The organism is Arthrobacter sp. ISL-30 (genome assembly GCF_018613855.1).
In the GTDB taxonomy this organism is placed as follows: Bacteria; Actinomycetota; Actinomycetes; order Actinomycetales; family Micrococcaceae; genus Arthrobacter.
Genome location: NZ_JAGGPK010000030.1, coordinates 77,521 through 99,952, shown reverse-complemented (window position 1 = coordinate 99,952; position 22,432 = coordinate 77,521). Strand labels below are relative to the sequence as shown.

Below are 22,432 nucleotides of genomic sequence, written 5' to 3'. Positions count from 1 at the left end.
GCTGACTTCCCGGTGCCAACCGGAGGGAAGCGGCAAACAACAGTTAGCGGAGGATATGGCCAAGAAGGACGGGGTCATTGAGATCGAGGGCGTAGTGACTGAGGCGCTGCCCAACGCGATGTTTCGTGTTGAGCTGACCAACAAGCACGTCGTTCTCGCACACATCTCTGGGAAGATGCGTCAGCACTACATCAGGATTCTTCCTGAGGACCGCGTAGTGGTGGAGCTGAGCCCGTACGACCTCACCCGTGGTCGTATCGTCTACCGCTACAAGTAATTGCTGGGCGGCTCAGGCGGATGCCTCAGCCGGTCCAGCAGATCAACTGCAACACGCAAAGGAATGCCATGAAGGTCAAGCCGAGCGTCAAGCAGATCTGCGACAAGTGCAAAGTGATCCGCCGTAATGGCCGGGTCATGGTGATCTGCGAGAACCCGCGCCACAAGCAGCGCCAGGGCTAATTCCCCTTCCGGGAATCAGTGCCCGAAAGGGCAAACCTGGGCTGTGCCCACGCAAGCAAATAAAGGCAGCACAAGCTGCGCTGGGACATTGAGCAACATAGAGCCCGGACAGCGAACCCCCGGTCGGAGGCTGGGGCCACACTGAAAGTGTGGGTGTACTGCCTACGACCTCCGGTTTATTCAAGGAGTACCGCCACTATGGCTCGTCTCGCTGGCGTAGACATTCCCCGCGAAAAGCGGTTGGAAATTGCGCTTACTTACATCTACGGCGTGGGCAAGACCCGTGCACACGAAACCCTGGCTGCCACTGGCATCAGCCCTGACATCCGCGTCAAGGACCTGAGCGACGCCGAGCTGGTCCAGCTGCGTGACTACATTGAAGGCAACTACAAGGTTGAGGGTGACCTTCGCCGCGAGGTAGCCGCTGACATCCGCCGCAAGGTCGAGATCGGCAGCTACGAAGGCCTGCGCCACCGCAAGGGCCTGCCCGTACGCGGTCAGCGTACGAAGACCAACGCACGTACCCGTAAGGGTCCGAAGCGGACCGTCGCCGGCAAGAAGAAGGCCGGACGTTAATCCCCCGGGATTAGCTCGGTTTTCCCCCGATAACTTTCTGTAGGAGAAATAATGCCCCCGAAGACTCGTGGAGCGGTACGTAAGCCGCGTCGCAAGGATAAGAAGAATATTGCGCTGGGCCAGGCGCACATCAAGAGCACCTTTAACAACACCATCGTGTCCATCACGGACCCGACCGGTGCTGTAATCTCCTGGGCTTCCGCCGGTGAGGTTGGCTTCAAAGGCTCCCGTAAGTCCACCCCCTTCGCTGCCCAGATGGCTGCCGAGGCTGCTGCAAAGCGCGCCCAGGAGCACGGTCTGCGCAAGGTTGACGTTTTCGTCAAGGGCCCGGGATCCGGACGCGAGACCGCAATCCGTTCGCTGCAGGCCGCTGGCCTCGAGGTTGGCTCCATCCAGGACGTCACCCCCAGCGCCCACAACGGTTGCCGCCCGCCGAAGCGCCGCCGCGTCTAATTGACTTTCCGTGCCTGAGTGGCCGGGCCTGCCTGGACAGTTTTACTGTCCCTGGCCGGGCCCGGCTGCTCCGGCTGGAAGCCAATGCCGATTTCCACCACCTGTGTTGCGTCATATAGCGGATGCTCGCTGAAAGGAAACCTAAGTGCTCATTGCACAGCGCCCCACCCTGTCTGAAGAAGTTGTATCCGAGAACCGCTCCCGTTTCATCATCGAACCGCTGGAGCCGGGTTTCGGTTACACCCTCGGCAACTCCCTCCGCCGTACCCTGCTCTCCTCCATCCCCGGTGCTGCCGTAACCAGCATCCGGATCGATGGTGTGCTGCACGAGTTCACCACGGTTCCGGGTGTCAAGGAAGATGTCACCGAGATCATCCTGAACATCAAGAACCTCTCCGTGTCCTCTGAGCACGACGAGCCGGTTGTTGCTTACCTGCGCAAGCAGGGCCCCGGAGTCGTCACCGCCGCGGACATCGCTCCGCCGGCCGGCGTCGAATTCCACAACCCGGATCTGCACATTGCCACGCTGAACTCGAAGGGCAAGTTCGAACTCGAACTGACCATCGAGCGCGGCCGCGGCTACGTTTCGGCAGCTCAGAACAAATCCGGCGACTCCGAGATCGGCCGCATTCCGGTGGACTCGATCTACTCGCCGGTGCTGAAGGTGACTTTCCGCGTGGAAGCCACCCGTGTTGAGCAGCGCACCGACTTCGACAAGCTGATTGTCGATGTCGAGACCAAGCCGGCCATCGCTCCGCGCGATGCAGTGGCCTCCGCAGGCACCACCCTGGTGGAACTGTTCGGTCTGGCCCGTGAGCTGAACACCGCAGCTGAAGGTATCGAGATTGGCCCGTCGCCAACGGACGCTGCCCTGGCAGCCGACATGGCCCTGCCGATCGAGGATCTGGACCTTACGGTCCGTTCCTACAACTGCCTCAAGCGTGAGGGCATCCACACCGTGGGTGAACTCGTTGCCCGCTCCGAGGCTGACCTGATGGACATCCGTAACTTCGGTGCGAAGTCCATCGATGAGGTCAAGGCCAAGCTGGTTGAACTGGGTCTGTCCCTCAAGGACTCCCCTCCCGGTTTCGACCTGGCAGCCCGCGCCGCAGCCATCGAAGAGGACGACGCCGCGTTCAGCGACGACGAGCTCTAACAAGCAGATCTTGGCCTCCTGGTCCCCGCCGGGACAAGGACGGCCTTCACAACAGGAGAAATAACTATGCCTACCCCCACTAAGGGTCCGCGCCTCGGAGGCGGTCCGGCTCACGAGCGCCTGATGCTCGCGAACCTGGCAGCATCGCTCTTCGAGCACAAGCGCATCACCACCACGGTTACCAAGGCCAAGCGCCTGAAGCCGTACGCAGAGCGCCTGGTCACCTTCGCCAAGCGTGGCGACCTCGCTTCCCGCCGCCGCGTCCTGGGCCTGATCAGTGACAAGGGCATCGTCCACGAGCTGTTCACGGACATCGCCGGCGCTGTTGCCAACCGCGATGGCGGCTATACCCGCATCACCAAGATCGGCAACCGCAAGGGCGACAACGCTCCCATGGCTGTCATCGAGCTGGTCCTGGAGCCCGTTTCCCCGAAGCAGGCTGTTGTGGCTGAGGCTACCGCCGCTACCGAGAAGGCTGCTCCGGCTGCCGCTCCTGTGGCTGAGGAAGAGGTCGTTGAGGCTGAAGCCGCAGAGACCGAAGCCGCAGAGACCGAAGCTGCAGAAGCTGAAGCTGAGGCTCCCGCCGAGGCTGAGGCTGAGGAAGCTCCGGCCGCTGAGGAAGCTGCTGGAGAGTCCCCCAAGGACGCGAAGTAATTCGCTAGATCCTTCACATAGACTTGAGTCTATGAACCACCAGGAACCCGCTGCCCCCATTTTGGGGGGCGGCGGGTTTTTGCGTATCCGCCTCGATTTGTCCTACGACGGCGGCCCCTTTAGCGGCTGGGCCGTGCAGCCCGGACTCCTCACGATCCAGGGATCCCTGGAAGCTGCCCTTGAACTCATCCTGCGACGCCCCCTTCGAGTGACGGTGGCCGGGCGCACTGACGCCGGCGTTCACGCGCGCGGGCAAGTTGTGCACCTGGACCTCCGCCCCGAGGAGTGGGAAACCCTTGCCCGCGGACGCGAAGTGGACCCCGCCGTCGCGCTTCTCCGCCGGTTGCGCGGTGCGCTGAGCCGCGTACTCGGAGTGAACTCCGGTGCCATCGAGGTGCACGAAGCCGCCGTGGCACCCGAGGGTTTTGACGCACGGTTCTCCGCGCTCTGGCGCCGTTACAGCTACCGGATTGCGGACGGTCCTGAACTGTGGGACCCGGTCCTGCGGCACCTCACTCTGTGGCACAAGAACCACGTTGAGGTCGAGCTGCTCAACGAAGGTGCTGCCACTTTGCTGGGCCTGCGCGATTTCCGTGCCTTCTGCAAGCCTCGAGAGGGTTCGACAACCCTACGGGATCTCCAGCGTTTCGAGTTCTCCCGCGGTTCTGACGGCATCATCGACGTGACGGTCCAGGCCGATGCCTTCTGCCACAACATGGTGCGCGCGCTGATTGGATCTGCCCTTCGCGTGGGCGAGCGTTTGGAGGAGCCCCAGTGGCTTTCGGAGCGCCTCGCTGCCGGGGTGCGAGACGCGAAGTCAGTGCTGGCTGCGCCGCATCCGCTGATCCTTGAGGAAGTTGCTTACCCCTCCGACGGCGAGCTTTTGGCCCGTGCCGAGCTGACCCGGGCGCTGAGGGAGTAGGCGCTGCTCAGCGGGCATCCGATCCTCAGGACTCGCCGTTCTCCCCATCCACGGGAAGCGTGAGCGTAAAGGTGCTGCCTTTGCCGGGCAGGCTGCTGCACGCAATAGTTCCGCCATGGCGCTCTACGATGTTTCGCGTGATGGACAGGCCCAGGCCGACGCCGGGAATGGCCGCCTCACGCGCGGCAGTGGTCCGGAAGAAACGGGTGAAGATCCTGGACGATTCCTCCGGAGTCATTCCCATACCGGTATCGGCAACCTCGAGGCGTACCCAGCCGTCCGTTCTGCGAGCGCTGACTTTCACGACTCCGCCGCCGGGGGAGTACTTAATCGCGTTTGAGACCAGATTGTCGAGTGCCTGCCCTATCCTCAGTGGATCCGCGTTGGCCCAGAGGGGCGCAGGAACGTCGGCCACGAGGTCCACGTTCGCCGCCTCGGCTTGGGCCTGGGCGCTGACCATACTGTTTTGCACCAGGCCTGCCATGTCCGTTCGCCTTGGATGGACACTCTCGACCGCCGCCGCCGAGAGCAGCAGGTCTGACACCAGGGCTCGCAGCCGCTCGGCGTTACGCATGGCCACTTCAAGGTGCCGCAACGTCTCCGGAGACAGGTTCTCGGAACCGTTCAGCACCAGGTCCAGGTTTCCCAGAATGGAGGTCAAGGGTGAGCCGAATTCGTGGGAGACGTTGGACACCAGCTCGTCCTTGGCGGTGAGGGCTTCGACTACGTTGGTGATGTCACTGTAGACCACCACCGCACCGCTGAACCGCCCGTCGTCGTCGGTCATGCTGCGGGCGGCAGTGGACAATGCCCTTTGTTCATGGCCGGAGGCAATCCATACGAGATAGTCCGCAAAAGTCTCACCCCTGATGGCGCGGCGGATTGGCCTTTTCTCGGGGGGAAGGGGACTTTTCCGGTCTGGGCTGAAGACCATTAGTTCCCGGTCACCATCCACAGAGCTCTCTTCACTGCCTGCCATTTGCTGATAGATCTTATGTTGGTTATTCGTCCGAATGATCTTGCCGTTCGGATCAACAGCCACAATTCCGACGTCGGTGGCGTCCAGAATGGTTTTCAGGAGCCTTTCCCGTTCGCGACTTGCCGTCAACAATTGCCTCAGCGCAACGTCCCGCTGTTTAACCCGGCGTTGCTGCAGCCTGGCGCTTGCGCTGGCAAAACGGATGGAAAGCGCCACTGCAAACATCATGAGGGGCAAGAGCAGGATGCCGGAGATGTCGGAGCCGGTGGGATTCGGAAGATGCGCTATAAAAGGCGGGAGTGAAATAAGGAACGGCCCTAGCAGGCTCAGGATCAGGCCCGTGCGGGCGAGCATACCGGATGCTGCCAGCCAAATCACTGGGAAGATTGCCAGCAGGCTCAAGCCGGGAATTATGGGATAGGCGCCATTTCTCGTCAGGAAAATCCCAAACAGGTCCAGAATGGGGATGACCATGGTGTAGTGGGGAGCCAACCGTTCCCACGGGATCAGCAGGCAGCACAGGAAGAGGATTCCGTGCAGGATAATGCCCGAGATGAACATTGGATTCTGGAGCACGCTGGGCCAAATAGCGGGTGCGGCAATAACCACTCCACCAACAATCAGAGTCAGCGGAAGCTCGCAAAGAGCTACCTGAGCCCGGGGGCCGAGCCGCCTAAAGAACCTGCCTGCCCCCCGCATCAGTACTTGTTCAGCCACGGCGCTCCCTTGCATCGATTAATTGGAAGCTCCGTACCGTTTCGCCCATTTCTGAGACCACGAACGCATGCAACAATTATGCTCCTCGGATTACGGAATATGGCAGGCATGGCACATTTGACTTGCAGCTTCAGTTAGGAGCATATTTCGCATTGTAGGTGCTAAATGATCCTATGGCTTGTAGCCTAGGTATTCTGATGATGCTTCCCGCATTTGCGCTGGGCAATGCGGTGGTTTTCACCGGACATAAGGATAGCCATGAGTGAGACTGGGGTCGCTGTAGTTATCGAGGACGACGAAGATGTCCGAAACCTCGTGCATGCAGTCCTGAAGGACGCGGGTTTTGAGGTTCATTCGGCCTCGACAGGGCGCGACGGCGTCGAGGTCGTGCGCCATCAAAAGGCAAGCATTATCACCCTGGACGTCGGGCTCCCGGACATGGACGGCTACGAGGTTCTCCGCCGTATCCGCCAATTCAGCGATGCGTATGTGGTCATGCTGACTGCTCGCAATGACGAGCCAGACACCCTGACCGCCTTCCTCACAGGGGCGGATGATTACATGACCAAACCGTTCCTGCCGCGCGAACTCCGTGCAAGGGTGACTGCGATGATGAGGAGGCCAAGGAACGGGGTCTCTGGGGCCAAGCCCGAGCCGGAAACCCCGGCTCCGGTGGCACCTTCCAGCCCGGCAGCCCCTTCCAACGCTGAGGATGGGGTACTCAAGCACAACGGGCTTGCCCTGAACTACAAGTCGCGCATGGTGGCGCTTCGCGGGGACGTACTGACCCTTACCCGGAGTGAGTTCGACCTCTTGTTCGATCTTCTTCGTGCCAAGGGCGCAGTGAGGACCAAGGCCGATCTTGTACGGGCGGCCCGCGGAGAGTTCTACGACCAGGATTCGTACATCAGCGAAGCCGACGAGCGGGCAGTCGAGACGCATATCGGGAATCTTCGGCGAAAGCTCCGGGAAGATCCAAATTCACCGCGATTCCTGCAGACCGTGCGCGGCGTGGGCTACAGGCTGGCACCGAAGAGGCTGGACTAGAACCTAGTCGTTCCGAAGGACGTAGCTGGACTGAAGTTGTTCCACTGTCGCATCTCCGCAGCCGGAGATCGAGGCAAGGAGGGGGATCGCTTCGTGCAGGTCGCGTGTCCGGATGAGGTCCTCCAAGCGGGAAGCGAGGGCCGCAAGACGGACGCCACCAACCATCGTGGACGAGGTCTTGAGGCTTAGCACTGCATCTACGGCGGCGGGGATGTCCTCCAGCTCGATGGCCGCGGCCAGGGTCCGGTACCGCTTCTCCCACAGCTTGGTGAAGTCCCGGGCAAAGCTACGGGCAATCAGGGGATTGTCGAGCTGGTCTTCGAGGATCTGGAATGCGGCAAGGTCAAGAAGTGGCAGTTCGGTTGCCTGGGTGTCAGGCAACACAGCGCTGTCAGTCGTCATCGACGCGACGCTCTGGTCGACGCTGTCGTTAACTTCGCTGGAGCCTGAATTGGACATGGCTTAAGGCTACTTTCTGTTTTCCCGAAATTGCCGATCTCGAGCCGATCCTGTGCAAACCTTGAGCGTACCTTGATGGCCTGGCGATTCCTCGCGTTTACCCGGGTCCCGAACTGTGCGGCGTTCATCACTGGCCACTGAAAGTCATGATGGTGTTGATGACTGCCGGCCCCAGGATTGCTATGAACAGGACCGGAAAGATGAAGAACAGCAGGGGAAAAAGGATCGTCACTGGAAGCTTCATCGCCTTCTCCTCGGCACGCTGCCGCCGCTTGACCCTCATGACCTTTGCCTGGACCCTAAGCACGCGGCTGATGGCGATGCCATAGGTGTCGGCTTGCACGATGGCTTGCACAAAGCTTCGCAGCTCGGGAATGCTGGTGCGCTCCGCGAGGGCCAGGTAAGACTCCTTGCGACTCCTGCCCACTTGCATATCCTGCAGGGTGCGGACGATCTCCTCCGCTAGGGGACCCTTCCCGTTTTCACCTGCCCTTGCCATGGCACCTTCGAAGCCCAGCCCTGCCTCGACCGAGATGAGCATCTGGTCCAGGGTGTTCGCCAGTTCGAGCTGCATGGCCTTCTGGCGCTCGCTTCCCTTGCTGTACATCAGAAGGTCCGGCAGGAAGTATCCCAGGACGATGACAAACAGGCCAACGAGCTTGATGATCGGCTGCGGACTGGCGGTGTTGATCAGCAGGCCGAGCACGGCGCCGATCACCCCGAGGACTGGCTTGGCGGCGAGGACGCGCCCCAGGGGAAACGCGGGAGGACGCCCTGCCAGCGACAGCAGCCGGTCCAGTTTCCGGGCGTAAGCGGGCGGAGTGAGCGCATAGCCGATCTTCTCGAAGATGCCGCCGGACTTCTGCTCCTTGACCTCGACGACGGGACGACCAAGCGCGAGCAGGTCCTGGGCCGCGCTGCGGGTTTTGCGGTCGACGGTCAGGATGGCCCATCCCAGATAGCCCACTGGAACGGATACCAGGAGGAGGGAGGCGAGAATCAGCGGATTCATGATCGGCTCAGAACTTCAGGTTGATGATTTTGCGCATCCAGAGACTTCCGATGGCCATGAGGACAACAGAAGCTCCGATCATGATCCATCCAAGCGGATGCGTGAACATTACATTCATGTATCCCGGGTTGACCGTCATGAGCATGACGACGATGCCGATGGGCAGCGCGATGAGGATGTAGGCGGAGAATTTGCCTTCGGCTGCAAGGGCCTTGATGTGTCCCTTGATCTCACTGCGCTCGCGAATGGTTTCATTGACCTGATCAAGCACTTCGGCGAGGTTGCCACCGACTTCACGGTTAATTTGGATGGCTTGGCCAATCCAGACAAAGTCCTCGTTCTTCATGCGTTCAGCTGTGTCATTCAACGAGGCCAGCATGTCGCGGCCCAGGCTGGTCTCCGTAATGACGCGCCGCATCTCCTCCGACGTGGGGCTCTGGGATTCGGCCGCAGCGGCGTCGATGGCTCGAAGGATACTGTGACCCGCGCGAAGACCCCCTGCGAGCAGCTGAAGTGTGTCGCCAAGCTGCTCATCGAATTTGGACCGCCGTTTTCCGGCTCGGACATTCAGCACAATGCGCGCCACGAATGGGGAGAGCACGAACAGGATCAGGGCCAGGGGGATCCCGGCCACAAGCAGGCCCGCAAGGGCCCCGACGACGGCACCCGCCAGCACGAGGACCATGAACTCCGCTTGCCGCATCTTCAGTCCGGCCTGCTCCAGTGCCTCCTGGTTGAACAGGCGGAGCGTCCGGGCAGAGAGGAAGCGGTCTAAGGCCCCGACGGTGGAACCGGCCAGTTGTGTCAGCTTCGACGGCGGATCCAATTCAAAGGGCCGTCGGCGGTCTAGCGGAACGTCAGGGGTTCCCGGAACGAGAAAGGCGAACCCCAGCAGGACCGCGGCCGAGAGGGAAAGCGCGAGAGCGATAACGAGGAGCATCAGGGTTCACGCCTTTCCGGCGGGTGCTTGTGCGGCTGATGGTGGCGTGGCGAAGACTGCCGGCGACACGTGGATGCCGAGGTCTTCGAAGCGGTCGATGAAGCGGGGACGGATGCCAGTGGCAACAGGTTTTCCAAGGAAGCGGCCGTGGGCATCAACGCCGGCGGAGTAGTCGAAGACGAAAGCATCCTGGAGGGTGACGACGTCGCCCTCCATGCCCTGCACTTCGGTAACATGCGTGATGCGGCGGGTACCGTCCCGCAGGCGCGAGATCTGGACGATCAGGTTCACGGCGGACGCGATCTGCTCCCGGATGGCGCGCAGCGGCAGGTCCATGCCAGCCATGAGCACCAGGGTCTCCAGACGGGCGACGGCGTCGCGGGGCGAGTTGGAGTGGACCGTCGAGAGCGAGCCATCATGGCCGGTGTTCATGGCTTGGAGCATGTCCAGGGACTCGCCACCACGGACCTCACCTACCACGATGCGGTCTGGGCGCATACGCAGCGAGTTCCGGAGCAATTCGCGAATGGTGACCTCGCCCTTGCCTTCCGTGTTCGGCGGCCGGCTCTCCAACCGCACTACGTGCTCCTGCTGGATCTGCAGTTCCACCGCGTCTTCGATGGTGACAATGCGTTCATTGGTGGGAAGGAAGGAGGAGAGGACGTTAAGGAGGGTGGTCTTGCCGGTGCCGGTACCGCCCGAGACGATGATGTTGAGCTTGGCTTTGACGCAGGCGTTGAGAAGTTCGGCCATCTCCGGAGTCAGCGTGCCAAAGTCGATCAGGTTGCGGACCGTGAGTGGCGTCTTGCTGAACTTCCTGATCGTCAGCGAGGATCCACCCACGGCCAGCGGCGGAATGACGGCGTTGACACGCGAGCCGTCTTCCAGGCGCGCATCCACCAGCGGCGAGGACTCATCGATGCGGCGTCCCACCTTGGAGACGATGCGCTCAATGACCTTGCGGAGGTGTTCCTCGGAGCTGAACCTGGAATCGCTGAGGGTGAGCTTTCCTTTGCGCTCCACATAGATCTGGTCCATGCGGTTCACCATGATTTCAGTGACGTCGTTATCATCCAGCAGCCGCTGCAGCGGGCCGTACCCGAGCACGTCATCTGCCACGTCCTGGACCAGTCGCACCCGTTCTTCGGGGGAGAGAGGGACCTGTTCGGCGTCGATGAAGCGGCTCAGCTCTTCCCGGGCCGCCGTCCTGAGCTCCTGCTCCGTAACGGCGGAATCACTGAACCGGGTGCCCATCCGCTCGAACAATGCTGTTGCAGCACGCTCTTTGAGCGTCGCGAAGGCATCGATCGGCCTGGCCGCTTTGGTCTTTGACTGCTCCTCCGGATTGGGGAAGGCCGACGTCGGGAAGCCGGCACCGGGGAAGGCGCCATGCTCCGGCTGCCGCTCCAGAACCCCGACGGCGGACGCCTGGGAAGGCGCCGTTGTAGGTACGGTAGGCGCGGGGTGGGCCTTTTCCTGCACCGCATGGATTCTCTCGGAGAGCTTCACTAGATGACCACCCGTCGGTGTAGTTTTCGTTGGGTTGTGGAGCGCCAGGCAGGGTTGAAGCGCTGGACCAGGCCTTGGAGGCTCTTGACTGCGGGATCCTTCGGCGACTCCTGAAGCAGCGGAACGCCCCGATTGGTGGACAGTGCCACCGCGCGGGAGCGTGGAATGCTAATATCCACCGGTGCGCCAATGGTCGCTTCCACATCCTGGACGCTGAGTCCCAATTTCGTGTCCGCCATATTGAGCACCACGTGCCGGCTTTCGGGCAGGATTTCTAGTTGTCGCAGAACATCCAGGCCCGAACGCAGACCTCGAATCCCCGGAACGTCCATGCCGCTGACCCACACCACGTCCGTGCATTGCTCGAGGGCGGCCAGGCCGACCTCGGGAAGGCCGGGGGCTGTGTCCACCACTACGTACTGGAATTCGTCGGCGAGTTGTTCCAGCAAACGGGTGATCTGATCTGCGCTGATGCTGTCTGCGTCCACCGGGGTCTTGGGCGCGCAGAGCGCATAGATGCTGGCGGGGTGGACAGTAAGGAAGGCCTTGAGGACGAGGGTGTCGCGGCTCGCGGCGGGGGTGACGGCGTCGGTGACAGTGTGTTCCGGGTTCAGGTACAGGCCAGACGCGACGTCGCCAAACTGGAGATCCAGGTCCACGATCACCACGCTCATGGGCGCGATTTGGCCGAGCCCAACCGCAATGTTCGTTGCAATGGTCGTCTTGCCCACGCCGCCCTTGGGGGAGAAGACGCCTATCACCATGCCCTTGCGGCTTTCGGCTGCTGGCTGGGCGGCAGCGGGAACGCGACGACGGCTCGCATGGTACTGGCAGGCCCGCTCCAGCAGAACGCGGATCTGGGCTGGGTCGGCTGAGGGGCTGAGGATCTCGCGAATGCCGGTCCGCATGATCTGAAGGACGAAGGAAGGATCCGGGTCGCCGACCAGGACAACACTCAGTTCAGGAAATTGGACATCCAGGACCATTGCCAGGCGAAGGGCTTCCTCCACGGGAACCTCTGGACCAAGGATCAGGACCTCCGGCTGCTCCGGATCCGGCTGGGCGAATAGCACACTGGGGTCGTCGGGAAGCATGTTGGTGAAGTAGGTCTGGACGTTGCCGTAGAGGCCGGCCACAGCCTGGCGAAGCCGGGAGTCGAAATCGGTGTTAGGGGTGATCAGGATGAAGCGGCTCATTTGTACAGATCCGGTCGAGTCACGATGCCACGGCCGTTGTCGGCGGCGTCGAGGGGTTCCTTGCTGAGCCAGATGCTGGCGTACTCGGAGGCGAAGACGATCTTGGCGGCGTCTGTGTCCTTGACCGCGACTGTCAGGAGCAGGGATCCCGTGGGGAGGGTGGTGTCCTGGGGGTTGGCTGCCGGGTCAGTTGGGCTGGCGCTGGGAGTTGGCTGGGCAGCGGCCGCTTGGGGGGCACGCTGGACCGCCGTCACGAGGACTTTCCTGATGGCAAGCTGCGTAGTTTCCTTGTCGGCTTTGGCTTCGATGCCGCCCTTTTCCATGGAGATGAAGATGCCAACGTGGTCACCCGGAGTGAGTCGACCGCCCACCACGCGTACCGGCTCCACCTGAAAGGAAACTTCTTGCAGGCCGGCCGGCACCTCTACCGCGCCGGGAGCCTTTAGCTCGGCAGGGGCAACCAGTCTTTCGGACACCAGCTGCTCGCCCGGCACGAGATCGACCGCGGCGACCTTGCCAGCTTCGCCGTCAACCGTGGCGAGGGCGGTTTTTGCGACGGCGGTACCAGGGAGCTGCTCGGTAGCCAGGGAAGCCGTCATCGATTCCACCGGGGTGCCTGCGGGGATGGCCTTGGTAACTACGAGGACGCCCTTGGGCTGCAGGTCCTTGACGGCCCGCTGGTCGGCTCCTTGCGCGTAGGAAAAAGTCATTACTGCGCCGACGACGGCCAAGAGAACGGCCGCCAGGCCGGCCACGAGTCGTGACTTCATTGCTGCTCCTGTAATTTGCGTGAGGTTTAGTTCGAAAGACGGACGATGGTGGCGCCGTAGGGGTCCACTGGCCCGAGGCTGTAGCCGTCTGCCAAGGAGGTGTACTTGACGAAGCTGCCGATAATACCGCGGCAGTTGCCATCGCACGTCAACGCCGAACTGACGTGCGGAGCCTTGTTTTGGAAGGTATAGGGGAGGTCGCTGCCACCGCTGAACTTCCAGCCCTTGACCTTGAAGGCCGCGAAGGAAATCATGTGGTAGCTCGCGCCGTTACCCGTACCGCTGACGGCGTCGAAGATGGGAAGAAGGACAGTGACGTCACGGCCGGCATTGATTTCATCTGCCCACTTTTGCAAGATCGTAGAGCAGTTGCCGGGGGCGTTGTTGCCGGGGTCGCTACCGCCCTCGTTGATAGACAGGTCGATGGTCCCACCGCACACTCCGGGGTCCTGGACCAACCAACCGAAACCGCCTGCTACTGCAGCCCCTGAGGGTCCATACATACAATCGGCGTTCTGGTTTAGGCCGTGGTCCTGAAGGAGCTGCAGGCTTCCACCTATGTTGTCTTTGACCTGGCAGATGGAGAAAGTGAGGGGGAAGGCGGTACGCCCGGCAAGGGGGCTTCCCCAACGGACGGTGGATGGTGCAGTGACTTCAGACGTGCCTATTCCCATAGCACGGGCAAAGAAGAGGGACACTTCATTTGGGGTCCTGCCCGCTTCCTGGGCTCCTGCGGTGACAGATACTGAGCGATTGGTTTTGTCCAGGGAGATGGACTTGATGTTGCTCAGGCCATCGTTGGCGTTGCCGTTGGCGAAGCTTCGGGCAAGCGCAGAGCTAGTGGAGCAATCAACGTCGTTGGTGTTCTTGGCGCATTTCTGCGCCATTGCCAGCGCGGCGGAATCTGCACTATTCCGGAGCTGCGCGCGCTCGGCATAGAGTGTGCCGACGTCGACTGCAATGGCACCGAAAGCCAGGAGAACAACCATAAGGAGGGCGACAATTACTGCAATGCCGCCATGTTCAGAACCGGGGAGCTCGGAGCCATGGTCAGCCCTTAGCCGCCGCATAGCATTACTCCTTTACCGGTCATGGTGAATGGGCCCGCGATTCCCGTGAGGGTGGGCAGGTTGTAGCTGATGGTCAGCGCGATCTGTGAACCGGGCGCGCAAAAAGCCCCGCCGAAGCTGATGTTCCCGTCAGTCAACTTGGGGTTGAGTGAGACGGCGGCGTTTTTGGCTGCGGTTCGCGCCGCCGTCTTGTCGTTCGAGATGGCCATGACGCGAACCCCTTCGCGGGCCGCGTTGGTGAGGGAGATCTGGGCGTTGTAGGCATTGCCGAACTCCATGATGCCCAGTAGCAGCGTGACGAGGAGGGGTGCCAGGATCGCAAACTCGACCGCTACGGCTCCTCGTTCTGATGCCCTGGGCATTGTGCTGCCTTTCAAATAATGCGTTTGGCTGTTCCGAGATGTGGCGGCAGATTTGCCTGCCGCCACATCAAAAGGACGGACTGCTTGTGTCGTGTTTTGTACTACGGGCTGCCAGCTGCAGCGCAGGTACCGGCACCCGCCGTCGCGCCCGCTGTATAGACCTTGCCGCTGATGGAGCATTGGACCTGGGTGAACATGTCGTCCAAGGTTCCTCCGAGGAGCGTCACGGCGACGATGATTACGACGGCGATGAGGCCGACCATGATGCCGTATTCGACCGCTGTGGCGCCGGTTTCCTCACGGCGGAGGTGGGATGCGATATTGGAGAAGAACGTAAGCATTTGAAACTCCTGAGCGAGGGTGAAGGGAGTAGGCAGCCGATCCGGATCGCTGTGCTTATGCCGCGCAGGTACCGAGGCCCGCCGACGCACCTGCTGTGTACGCCTTGCCCCTGATGGAGCACTGGACCTGGGTGAACATGTCGTCAAGCGTGCCGCCGAGGAGGGTGACGGCGACGATGATGACGACGGCGATGAGGCCGACCATGATGCCATATTCGACGGCGGTGGCACCGCGTTCTTCACGAAGACGGTTCAAGAGCGAGAACCCGAAAGTCTGGACATTTGCGACGAGAGAAAGCATTTGAAACTCCTGAGCGAGTTGGGAGGGGATTGGGCTGGTCCTGCACCAGCTCGTAAAAAAACATAACAACGCCAAATACTCCGCTGGCCGGTCCTTGGCACATCCTGTGTGAAGTCTCGGGAACCTGCGCTTTTCTTGAGGAAACGCTGCGTCTATCTTGCGTTTTTCGCCCGCAACATCAGCCCACTTAAACGCCTCGAACTCCCAGACCGAAGCCGGGAGTTCGAGTTGGAACTATTGAGTTTTTAGACGGCTCCCTTCCGGCTCTGGGTTCCGGAAGGGAGCCCCTTTGGGCCGTCCAAGGCTCTGGGTACCAAGAGGGCGGCCCAGTCTAGAGGGGCATGCTAAAAATTGCCCATGAAGTTTCTCACGACATTAATAGCGGCCGGACCGATGATTACGATGAACAAAGCCGGAAGGATGCAAAAGATCAAGGGAAAGAGGACCTTCACGGGAAGCTTCATGGCTTTCTCTTCGGCTCGTTGCCGGCGCTTAATACGCATCTGCTTCGCCTGGACGCGGAGGACTGAGGCGATAGCAATGCCATAGGTATCAGCCTGAACAATGGCCCGGACGAAACTACGCAGGTCCGGGACTTCCACGCGTTGTGACATCGCTATGTAGGATTCCTTACGGCTTCGCCCTGCCTGCATGTCCTGAAGGGTGCGGACGATTTCCGCAGCCAGGGGGCCTTTGCCGTTCTTGCCGACCCTTGACATAGCAGCCTCAAAGCCGAGTCCGGCTTCGACGGAAATCAACAGCTGATCAAGCATGTTTGGTAGCTCGAGCTCGATTTGCTTCTGCCGAGTGGCACCACGGCTGTGGACCAGCACGTCAGGGATCATGTAGGCAAGTGCCGTCACGAATAGCGCCAAGAGGAAGTTCCCGACGGAGGGCGAGCCCAGAACGAACATCAAGCCGAGGAGTGCGGCCACAAGAGCCAAGGCAGGCTTGATGACGAGTAAGCGGGCAAGTGGCATGCCCACAGGCCGACCTGCACGAGCCAGAAGCTTGTCAAGCCAGGAGGTGTAGCCCTTGGGAGCGAGCCTTTCTCCCATTTCGGTAAACCGGAAGTGCTCCGAGTCGGCTGGGCGAACAGTCTGGACGCCCTTGCTCCTCGTGAGGTTCAATCTGACGGCAGCGAGGCCGGCACGGTCGACGGAAATGAGAGACCAAACAAGTCCCGCGATGGGAACAACAACCATAGCCACACAGAGCCATGCGATCATAGACATTGCATCCCCCTAAAACTTGATCTTGATAACGCGGCTGAGCCAGAACCAACCGAGCGCGAGTTCCACGATCCCAACAATCGTCATAATCCAACCGGGAAGAGTCGTGAAGAGAACCCCGAGGTAGCTCGGATTGGCGAATTGGAGAAAGAAGAACATGCCGATGGGAAGCCCAATGAGGATATAGGCGGATAGCCGTCCTTCCGCACTCAGCGCCCTAACCTGGCCCTTGATTTGGGCACGTTCCCTGATGGTCCCGGCCACGTGATCGAGAACCTCCGCAAGATCGCCTCCGACTTCGCGATGAATTTCAATAGCTTGGGCGGTCCAGTCGAAGTCTTCGCACTGGAGCCGTTGCGCGGTGTCGGCGAGAGAGTCCTTCAGATCGCGCCCTAGACGATTTTCGGCGATGACGCGAGCAAATTCCTCAGAGGTAGGTGACTCTGCTTCCATCGAGACGGCGTCGATGGAACGAAGCAGACTATGTCCGGCTCGCAGGCCGCCGGACAACATTTGCAACGTATCGCCCAGTTGCCGGTCGAACTTGGCCCTCCTGCGGCCCGTCAAGATCTTGACGATGATAATGGCTCCCAAGGGACCCAGCACCAGGAAGAGGATTCCCACAAGTATCCCCGCAAGGAGAAAACCAATGAGCCCCGCCAGCACGGAGGCGCAAAGTATGAGCAGGTTGAACTCCGCTCGCCCCATCTTGATCCCAGCCTGCTCCAGCGCATCCCGCCGCCCGAAGTTCGCCTTGTCTCCGACTGCCCGATCCATCAGGCCGGAAGCAGAGTTTGCGACTTTGGTGAGGACGTTCGGGCTTTCTACGGCACCAGGCCGTCTGCGTGAGAGGGCAATGCCTGAGCGACCCACGGGCAAGACCACCACGACAATGCCGACGGCGATGAAACATAATCCCAGTCCTAAGGCCAGGAACAGAGGACCTGAAGAGATCATCGGTAACCTCCTCCTCCGAAGCTTGCGCCGAAGACTGCGGGTGAAATCGGAATGCCGAGCTCGGCAAAGCGATCCACGAAGCGCGGCCGAACACCAGTGGGTATGGGCTTGCCAAGGAAACGTCCTTCGGAGTCCACACCTGCGCTGTAATCGAAAACGAACGCATCCTGGAGCGTGACGATCTCCCCTTCCATGCCCTGGACTTCAGTGACATGGGTGATACGCCGAGTTCCATCCCGCAAGCGGGAAATTTGGACGATGAGGTTAACGGCGGACGCCACCTGCTCCCTGATAGCCCTTAATGGAAGGTCCATGCCGGCCATAAGGACCAAGGTCTCCAGTCGAGATATGGCGTCTCGAGGGCTGTTGGCGTGTACGGTCGAAATAGATCCGTCGTGGCCAGTGTTCATGGCTTGAAGCATGTCCAGACATTCCCCGCCACGAACTTCTCCCACCACAATCCGGTCCGGACGCATACGCAGTGAGTTGCGGACTAGTTCGCGGATAGGGACTTCGCCCTTCCCCTCAATGTTCCGGGGACGGCTCTCCAACCGCACAACGTGGTCCTGCTGCAACTGAAGCTCAACAGCGTCTTCCACCGTGATAATTCGCTCGTCGGTAGGAATGAAGGAACTGAGGACGTTCAGCAGCGTCGTCTTACCCGTTCCAGTACCGCCGGACACAATGATGTTGAGCCGTGCACGTACGCAGGCCTGTAGTAGTTCGGCCATTTCCGGAGTGATTGTGCCGAGGGACATCAGCTTATTGATAGTCAGCGGCGTCTTGCCGAATTTACGAATTGTCAGAGATGACCCGCCGACAGCGAGAGGCGGGATGATGGCATTGACACGGGAACCGTCAGCCAAACGGGCGTCAACGAGCGGAGATGATTCATCGATCCGGCGACCGACCTTAGTAACGATTCGCTCAATGATCTTTCGCAGGTGCTCCTCGGACGAGAAGCGGACATTGGTGAGAAGGAGCTTGCCTTCGCGTTCGACATAAATCCTTTCATGGCCATTGACCATGACTTCCGTGAGACTGTCATCTTCCAGGAACCTCTGAAGGGGTCCGAGTCCTATCACATCGTCAATGATTTCCTGGACGAGGCGTGTTCGCTCCGCGGCGGACAGGGGAATATCGTCTTCTTCGATGATGCTACGAAGCTCGTCCCTCACATACTGGTGAAGCTCCAGTTCGTCCATGCTCGATTCAGTCATGCGCGACCCCATTCGCTCATAAAGAGCAACGCTGGCCCGTTCCTTGACGGCCGTCATGGCTTGGCTGGCATCTGACGGCGCACCAAGACCCTCCTGGACGGACGTGTTGGAACTGGTATTGGCGGCGGCCCAGGGGTCGCCGTCGGTGACGCTCCGAAGCCGCATTGCAGGTTCAGAGACAGGGGCGTTCGGAGATGGATTTGTGGGTTCCGTCCCGGAGGTATTCCGCGCTGTTGACGCCTCTGTCCCGGAGATGCCAGCTAGTCGCTTTGACAGGCTCATTAGACTACCGCCCTTCTGTGAAGTTTCTTATGCGGGCGGGAATCCCAACCCGGCTGGAAGCGCTCAACCAGTGATCGGAGACCCTTCGTCGCGGGGTCCTTTGTCCCCTCTTGCAGGAGGGGGACCCCTTTGTTCGTGGAGAAGGGCAGGGTTCTGGACCGCGGCAAGGTGATGTCCACCGGACAGCCGATTGTGGCCTCGACATCTTGCAGGGAAAGCCCGCTCTTCCTGTCGGCGAAGTTGAGTACGACGTGTCGATTACTAGGCACCAGCCCAACTTCATTCAAGATTCCCAAGCCGGTCCTGAGTCCGCGAATGCTGGGGATATCCATCCCGCAGACCCATACCGCGTCTGTTGCACGGTCAAGGGTCGCGAGCACGTGATCTCCCAGGCCTGGAGCAGTATCGACCACAACGAACTCAAACTCGTTGGCCAGCTGGTCAAGAAGATGCCCTATCTGGTCTGCGGAGATGTTTTCAATTTGGGCGGGATTGAGCGGCGCACACAGCGCGTAGATACCAGCAGGGTGCACGGACAAATACGACTTGAGGACCATACTGTCCTGGGCTGCCGCACCGACCACGGCATCAGCGATCGTCTTCTCGGGTTCAAGCATGAGCCCGGAAGCGACGTCGCCGAACTGCAGGTCCAGATCGACTACCACTACGCCCATTGTGGCGAACTTGGCCAACCCGACGGCGATATTCGTTGAGACAGTGGTCTTTCCGACTCCGCCCTTTGGGGACATGACGGCGATGATTCTTCCACTGTGCGATCCCCCTTCCACCGAGCCTCCAAGGCCTCGGCGCCGGCTTGCTGCAGCGAGGCTGGCCCGCTCCATCATTATCCTGATGGCATCCACATCCGCGTCTGGAGACAGCAGGTCCCTGATGCCCGCCCGCATGGCAGGAAGGGCAATGTCTGCGCTCCCATTCGTGACAAGGACCACGCTGACTTCGGGGTATTGGAGATCGAAGAGACTCGCCATTTCGATAGATGTGTCCAGGTTGAGGCCTGGACCGAGGAGTAGCACCTCAACAAGCTCTCCCGAGAGCGTCCTGAGGACATCGTCGGGACTAGGCGGCAGGTAGTCGGCTTGAATGACTTGAACACCCCCATGCATGCCAGAGGTGGCTTGACGAACCCTGTGTCCGAAGTCGGCGTCGGGAGTGATGACTACGAAGCGGCTCATCGGAACAGCTCCGCATTCTTGATGACCAGGGGCCCGCTCACGGTCGCAGTAGCCGGTTCCTTCGTAAGCCACAGATCGCCATACTTCGCCGCGAAGGCAATCTTTGCCGCGTCGATGTCAGTGCGAGCGAAGGTCACAATGAAGGCGCCGGTGGGCAACTGAGTGTTTGCCTTGGCGGTCGGATCCTGCTGCTCAGCTGTGCCGTTGGTGGACTTGGACTCGGCTCGCTGGACGCTTGTAACGAGGACTTGGTGGAACACCTGCTGGGCAGTTTGAGCCCCGTCGGTGCCTTCAGCCATCAGAACTATGCCCACCGTGTCACCAGCCGACAGCCGGCCACCGACAACGCGCTGTGCATCCAATTGGACGGAGACTTCCTGCATTCCTTCAGGGACAGGAACTGACCCCGGGGCGGCGAGGCTGGACGGTTCCACCAAGCGCCCGCCGAGCACGACTTCGCCCGGCATTAGTGCAACGGAGGTGACCTTGCCGTCCTGGCCGTCGAGGTTCTTGAGCGCCCCGTTCGGCACTGAGGCCGCCGGCAGGGTCTTCACTTGCGTTGCTGCCCTGACCTTTTCAAGATCAGCCCCCTCGGGAACCTGAGCTTGCACTACGAGTACTTCGACCGGAGCCAGGTCCTTTTGTGCCCTGGCTTCTGCCCCCTGTACATATGAAACGAGCAGTAGGCTGCCAACGACGGCGAGCACTAGTGCGACGATGCCTCCCAGTAGGCGAGTTTTCACTTCTTTCTCCTTAGCTAGAGAATTGCTTGGTAGTAGTCCTGTTCGACTACTTGGTCAGTTGGACGCCCATGTCGCCGTATGTTCCCGGACCGCCCAGAGTTGCGGCCTCGGCAAGCGTGACTTTCTTGACGAATTCTCCGTAGAGACCTTCGTCATCGTTTTTCAGCTTCAGCCCCTTCTTGAGTGCCGCGGCCTCAGGCGTGAAGTATGTGGTTCCGCCGCCGTTGAAATGCCAGCCCCGAATGGAAATCTGAGCGAAGGCCTCAATACGGAAGTACTTGCCAGCAGGCGCGTCCGCGCAAGGATCTGTTCCGGTGCCCTTGCTCGGACACGCCGTGTCGAAAATCGGAATGAGGACCTCGACCGTCCCGCCGGCCTCCAGCTCAGTCTTCCAATCGGCAAACAGGGAGTCGCAAGCTGAATCAACGCTGTTACCCGGCTTGGCCTCCACCCAAGGATCGTTGATGTCGAGGTGCATCTTGCAGCCACCATCGGGATCCTTCAACCAACCGAAACCCCCAGGCAGTTCATGCCCGGACGAAGACTGATGCTCACAGGCGTAGGCAGGATCCTGCGAGAGACCTGAACCGTGGGTGGGAAAGAATTGCAGTCCTTTGAAGAAGGTTGGGTCGGATTCGCATTGCGAGAAGGTCAGGGGAACGCCGTCGATTGCGCTATACGGCCCGAACTCGGCCCGGGCGCTCGCACGAATGTCGGCTATGTCAATGCCCAGCACCCGCGCGAATACCAGTGAAAAGTGATTGTTTCCCCCTGGATCCTGCGACTGGACGGTCACGTCCACAACGCTGCCGCTCACTGTAGCCGTGAGGGCGTTGCTGTGGCCGTCCAAGGCGTTGCCGTTACTCATTGTGCCGGCAGCCGCCTTTGGAGTTGAGCAATCGGGACCTGGCGGAGTAGCCGCGCAGGCCTGGGCTATGGCCAGAGCTGAGGCGTCGGCCCCATTTTGTAGCTGTGAATGCTCTGAGTACATCGTTGCTGCGTCCACAGCAAAGGCAGTCATACCCAGAACGCCGACGAGTAGCAACGCCGTCAACGGTGCAACAACCCCGCGCTCGGGATCATCCTGCTCTAACCTCCACATCGCATAACTCCTTTACTCGTGATACTCAGGCCAGCCGGCATTCCGGGCACCAGTCCCGGTAGGCCTGTCATATAGGAAGTGTTGTAACTGACGGTCACAACAACGTTGTTCACCGCGGAGCACACGCCGCTGCCGGAGTACTGAATATTCACGTCGCTAACAGTGAGCGGCACCGAAGGGGCGGCGGCCAGAGCAGCCGCCTTGGCATCTGCGGGGTCGTACTCGGCCTTGGGACAGTTGACTGCCGCATAGCGGGAGGCCTCGCGGGCGGCCTCAGAGAGCGAAACCTGAATGTTGAAGGCACGTCCGAATTCCATAATGCCGAGAACCAGCACCAGGAAGATGGGGATGATGAGCGCAAATTCAACTGCGACGGCCCCCGCCTCTGATTTCGGTTTCCTTTTGGCTGCCATTGGAATCTCCTACAATCCAGCAGTGACAGTTTGAAATCCGGGCAGCAGCGCAGGGCCAATCAGGGCGACCGTAGCGAAGATCACGGCGGCGATGAATGCTAGAAGCAGGCTGTATTCCACCGCAGTCGCGCCTGCTTCATTGGCGCGGAACCTCGGGGGACAATGTGGCTTGCTGGAGCCGCGCCTGACCAGCGGCAAAATGAGACCGAACATGATGACTCCTAAATGAATTAGCCCAGACATTCGCAAACACAGGAGGGCGGCACTGGCGGCGGCAACGGTAGGTTGCGTCACCGGCCAGGGCCGCCCCTATGTGGTGAGTGATCCCTAGAGGGCGCCGACGATTGTCTGGAACGCCGTGTTGATC

27 protein-coding genes and 1 pseudogene are annotated in these 22,432 nt (G+C 60.6%); 8 read left to right on the top strand and 20 right to left on the bottom strand.

The window, feature by feature from the left end; all coding sequences use genetic code 11:
* Positions 1–55: 55 nt before the first annotated feature.
* The 7 genes from infA (at position 56) to J7E82_RS12835 (ending at position 4,220) form a co-directional block, all read left to right on the top strand.
* Positions 56–277, top strand: a complete 222-nt coding sequence (infA, locus tag J7E82_RS12865) for a translation initiation factor IF-1 (RefSeq protein ID WP_011775571.1) — start codon at positions 56–58, stop codon at positions 275–277.
* A gap of 68 nt (positions 278–345) precedes the next feature.
* Positions 346–459, top strand: a complete 114-nt coding sequence (gene rpmJ / locus J7E82_RS12860; protein ID WP_011775570.1) for a 50S ribosomal protein L36 — start codon at positions 346–348, stop codon at positions 457–459.
* A 198-nt stretch (positions 460–657) separates the two neighbouring features.
* A complete protein-coding gene (gene rpsM / locus J7E82_RS12855) occupies positions 658–1,035 on the top strand; it encodes a 30S ribosomal protein S13 (protein ID WP_214863221.1) in 378 nt (125 codons plus the stop codon).
* A 51-nt stretch (positions 1,036–1,086) separates the two neighbouring features.
* Positions 1,087–1,488 (top strand): 30S ribosomal protein S11, encoded by a 402-nt coding sequence (gene rpsK, locus J7E82_RS12850; RefSeq protein WP_021472435.1) that lies wholly within the window; start codon positions 1,087–1,089, stop codon positions 1,486–1,488.
* Between the two features lie 145 nt (positions 1,489–1,633).
* Positions 1,634–2,644: a DNA-directed RNA polymerase subunit alpha gene (locus tag J7E82_RS12845; protein ID WP_070347947.1), complete on the top strand. Its 1,011-nt coding sequence runs from the start codon at positions 1,634–1,636 to the stop codon at positions 2,642–2,644.
* A 66-nt stretch (positions 2,645–2,710) separates the two neighbouring features.
* Positions 2,711–3,298 (top strand): 50S ribosomal protein L17, encoded by a 588-nt coding sequence (rplQ, locus tag J7E82_RS12840; RefSeq protein ID WP_214863219.1) that lies wholly within the window; start codon positions 2,711–2,713, stop codon positions 3,296–3,298.
* A gap of 31 nt (positions 3,299–3,329) precedes the next feature.
* On the top strand, positions 3,330–4,220 hold the full coding sequence (locus J7E82_RS12835) for a tRNA pseudouridine(38-40) synthase TruA (RefSeq protein ID WP_214863217.1): 891 nt from the start codon (positions 3,330–3,332) through the stop codon (positions 4,218–4,220).
* Between the two features lie 25 nt (positions 4,221–4,245).
* On the opposite strand, the gene J7E82_RS12830 is transcribed toward J7E82_RS12835, so the two are convergent.
* Positions 4,246–5,916: a cell wall metabolism sensor histidine kinase WalK gene (locus J7E82_RS12830; RefSeq protein WP_214863215.1), complete on the bottom strand. Its 1,671-nt coding sequence runs from the start codon at positions 5,914–5,916 to the stop codon at positions 4,246–4,248.
* A 258-nt stretch (positions 5,917–6,174) separates the two neighbouring features.
* On the opposite strand from J7E82_RS12830, the gene J7E82_RS12825 reads away from it, so the two are divergent.
* Positions 6,175–6,963, top strand: a complete 789-nt coding sequence (locus J7E82_RS12825) for a response regulator transcription factor (protein WP_214863214.1) — start codon at positions 6,175–6,177, stop codon at positions 6,961–6,963.
* 3 nt (positions 6,964–6,966) lie between these two features.
* Here J7E82_RS12825 and J7E82_RS12820 read toward each other — a convergent pair whose 3' ends face one another.
* The 19 genes and pseudogenes from J7E82_RS12820 to J7E82_RS12735 all read right to left on the bottom strand — a co-directional run bounded on the left by J7E82_RS12820 (position 6,967) and on the right by J7E82_RS12735 (position 22,278).
* Positions 6,967–7,422 (bottom strand): Hpt domain-containing protein, encoded by a 456-nt coding sequence (locus tag J7E82_RS12820; RefSeq protein ID WP_214863212.1) that lies wholly within the window; start codon positions 7,420–7,422, stop codon positions 6,967–6,969.
* A 127-nt stretch (positions 7,423–7,549) separates the two neighbouring features.
* Positions 7,550–8,434, bottom strand: a complete 885-nt coding sequence (locus J7E82_RS12815) for a type II secretion system F family protein (protein ID WP_214863210.1) — start codon at positions 8,432–8,434, stop codon at positions 7,550–7,552.
* A 7-nt stretch (positions 8,435–8,441) separates the two neighbouring features.
* Positions 8,442–9,374 (bottom strand): type II secretion system F family protein, encoded by a 933-nt coding sequence (locus J7E82_RS12810; protein ID WP_214863208.1) that lies wholly within the window; start codon positions 9,372–9,374, stop codon positions 8,442–8,444.
* Positions 9,375–9,380: 6 nt separating this feature from the next.
* A complete protein-coding gene (locus tag J7E82_RS12805) occupies positions 9,381–10,856 on the bottom strand; it encodes a CpaF family protein (RefSeq protein WP_374223612.1) in 1,476 nt (491 codons plus the stop codon).
* A gap of 26 nt (positions 10,857–10,882) precedes the next feature.
* Positions 10,883–12,079: an AAA family ATPase gene (locus J7E82_RS12800; protein ID WP_214863204.1), complete on the bottom strand. Its 1,197-nt coding sequence runs from the start codon at positions 12,077–12,079 to the stop codon at positions 10,883–10,885.
* Positions 12,076–12,849 carry a Flp pilus assembly protein CpaB gene (locus J7E82_RS12795; RefSeq protein ID WP_214863202.1) on the bottom strand — a complete coding sequence of 258 codons (774 nt, stop codon included), beginning with the start codon at positions 12,847–12,849 and terminating at the stop codon, positions 12,076–12,078. Before J7E82_RS12795 ends, J7E82_RS12800 begins: the two co-directional genes overlap by 4 nt.
* Before the next feature lie 26 nt (positions 12,850–12,875).
* On the bottom strand, positions 12,876–13,919 hold the full coding sequence (locus tag J7E82_RS12790) for a TadE/TadG family type IV pilus assembly protein (protein ID WP_214863200.1): 1,044 nt from the start codon (positions 13,917–13,919) through the stop codon (positions 12,876–12,878).
* The gene (locus tag J7E82_RS12785; RefSeq protein WP_214863198.1) at positions 13,907–14,281 is read right to left on the bottom strand and encodes a TadE/TadG family type IV pilus assembly protein; all 375 of its coding nucleotides are present in this window, start codon (positions 14,279–14,281) and stop codon (positions 13,907–13,909) included. The genes J7E82_RS12790 and J7E82_RS12785 overlap by 13 nt, the downstream gene beginning before the upstream one ends.
* Positions 14,282–14,382: 101 nt before the next feature.
* On the bottom strand, positions 14,383–14,622 hold the full coding sequence (locus J7E82_RS12780) for a Flp family type IVb pilin (RefSeq protein WP_214863197.1): 240 nt from the start codon (positions 14,620–14,622) through the stop codon (positions 14,383–14,385).
* A gap of 55 nt (positions 14,623–14,677) precedes the next feature.
* Complete coding sequence (locus tag J7E82_RS12775) at positions 14,678–14,923, bottom strand: Flp family type IVb pilin (protein ID WP_214863195.1); 246 nt, start codon at positions 14,921–14,923, stop codon at positions 14,678–14,680.
* Positions 14,924–15,267: 344 nt separating this feature from the next.
* The gene (locus J7E82_RS12770; RefSeq protein ID WP_214863189.1) at positions 15,268–16,158 is read right to left on the bottom strand and encodes a type II secretion system F family protein; all 891 of its coding nucleotides are present in this window, start codon (positions 16,156–16,158) and stop codon (positions 15,268–15,270) included.
* Between the two features lie 9 nt (positions 16,159–16,167).
* Complete coding sequence (locus J7E82_RS12765; protein ID WP_214863187.1) at positions 16,168–17,112, bottom strand: type II secretion system F family protein; 945 nt, start codon at positions 17,110–17,112, stop codon at positions 16,168–16,170.
* On the bottom strand, positions 17,109–18,614 hold the full coding sequence (locus J7E82_RS12760; protein ID WP_251041830.1) for a CpaF family protein: 1,506 nt from the start codon (positions 18,612–18,614) through the stop codon (positions 17,109–17,111). The genes J7E82_RS12765 and J7E82_RS12760 overlap by 4 nt, the downstream gene beginning before the upstream one ends.
* The gene (locus J7E82_RS12755) at positions 18,614–19,807 is read right to left on the bottom strand and encodes an AAA family ATPase (protein WP_214863183.1); all 1,194 of its coding nucleotides are present in this window, start codon (positions 19,805–19,807) and stop codon (positions 18,614–18,616) included. Before J7E82_RS12755 ends, J7E82_RS12760 begins: the two co-directional genes overlap by 1 nt.
* A complete protein-coding gene (locus J7E82_RS12750) occupies positions 19,804–20,550 on the bottom strand; it encodes an RcpC/CpaB family pilus assembly protein (protein WP_308113800.1) in 747 nt (248 codons plus the stop codon). The genes J7E82_RS12755 and J7E82_RS12750 overlap by 4 nt, the downstream gene beginning before the upstream one ends.
* Positions 20,551–20,596: 46 nt before the next feature.
* Positions 20,597–21,418 (bottom strand): hypothetical protein, encoded by an 822-nt coding sequence (locus tag J7E82_RS12745; RefSeq protein WP_251041865.1) that lies wholly within the window; start codon positions 21,416–21,418, stop codon positions 20,597–20,599.
* An 81-nt stretch (positions 21,419–21,499) separates the two neighbouring features.
* Positions 21,500–21,652 (bottom strand): annotated as a pseudogene (locus tag J7E82_RS21030) (pilus assembly protein TadG-related protein); the annotation flags it as partial.
* Positions 21,640–22,065 carry a TadE/TadG family type IV pilus assembly protein gene (locus J7E82_RS12740; RefSeq protein ID WP_214863180.1) on the bottom strand — a complete coding sequence of 142 codons (426 nt, stop codon included), beginning with the start codon at positions 22,063–22,065 and terminating at the stop codon, positions 21,640–21,642. The pseudogene J7E82_RS21030 and the gene J7E82_RS12740, both read right to left, overlap by 13 nt.
* A gap of 9 nt (positions 22,066–22,074) precedes the next feature.
* A complete protein-coding gene (locus J7E82_RS12735) occupies positions 22,075–22,278 on the bottom strand; it encodes a Flp family type IVb pilin (protein WP_214863178.1) in 204 nt (67 codons plus the stop codon).
* Positions 22,279–22,432: the final 154 nt, after the last annotated feature.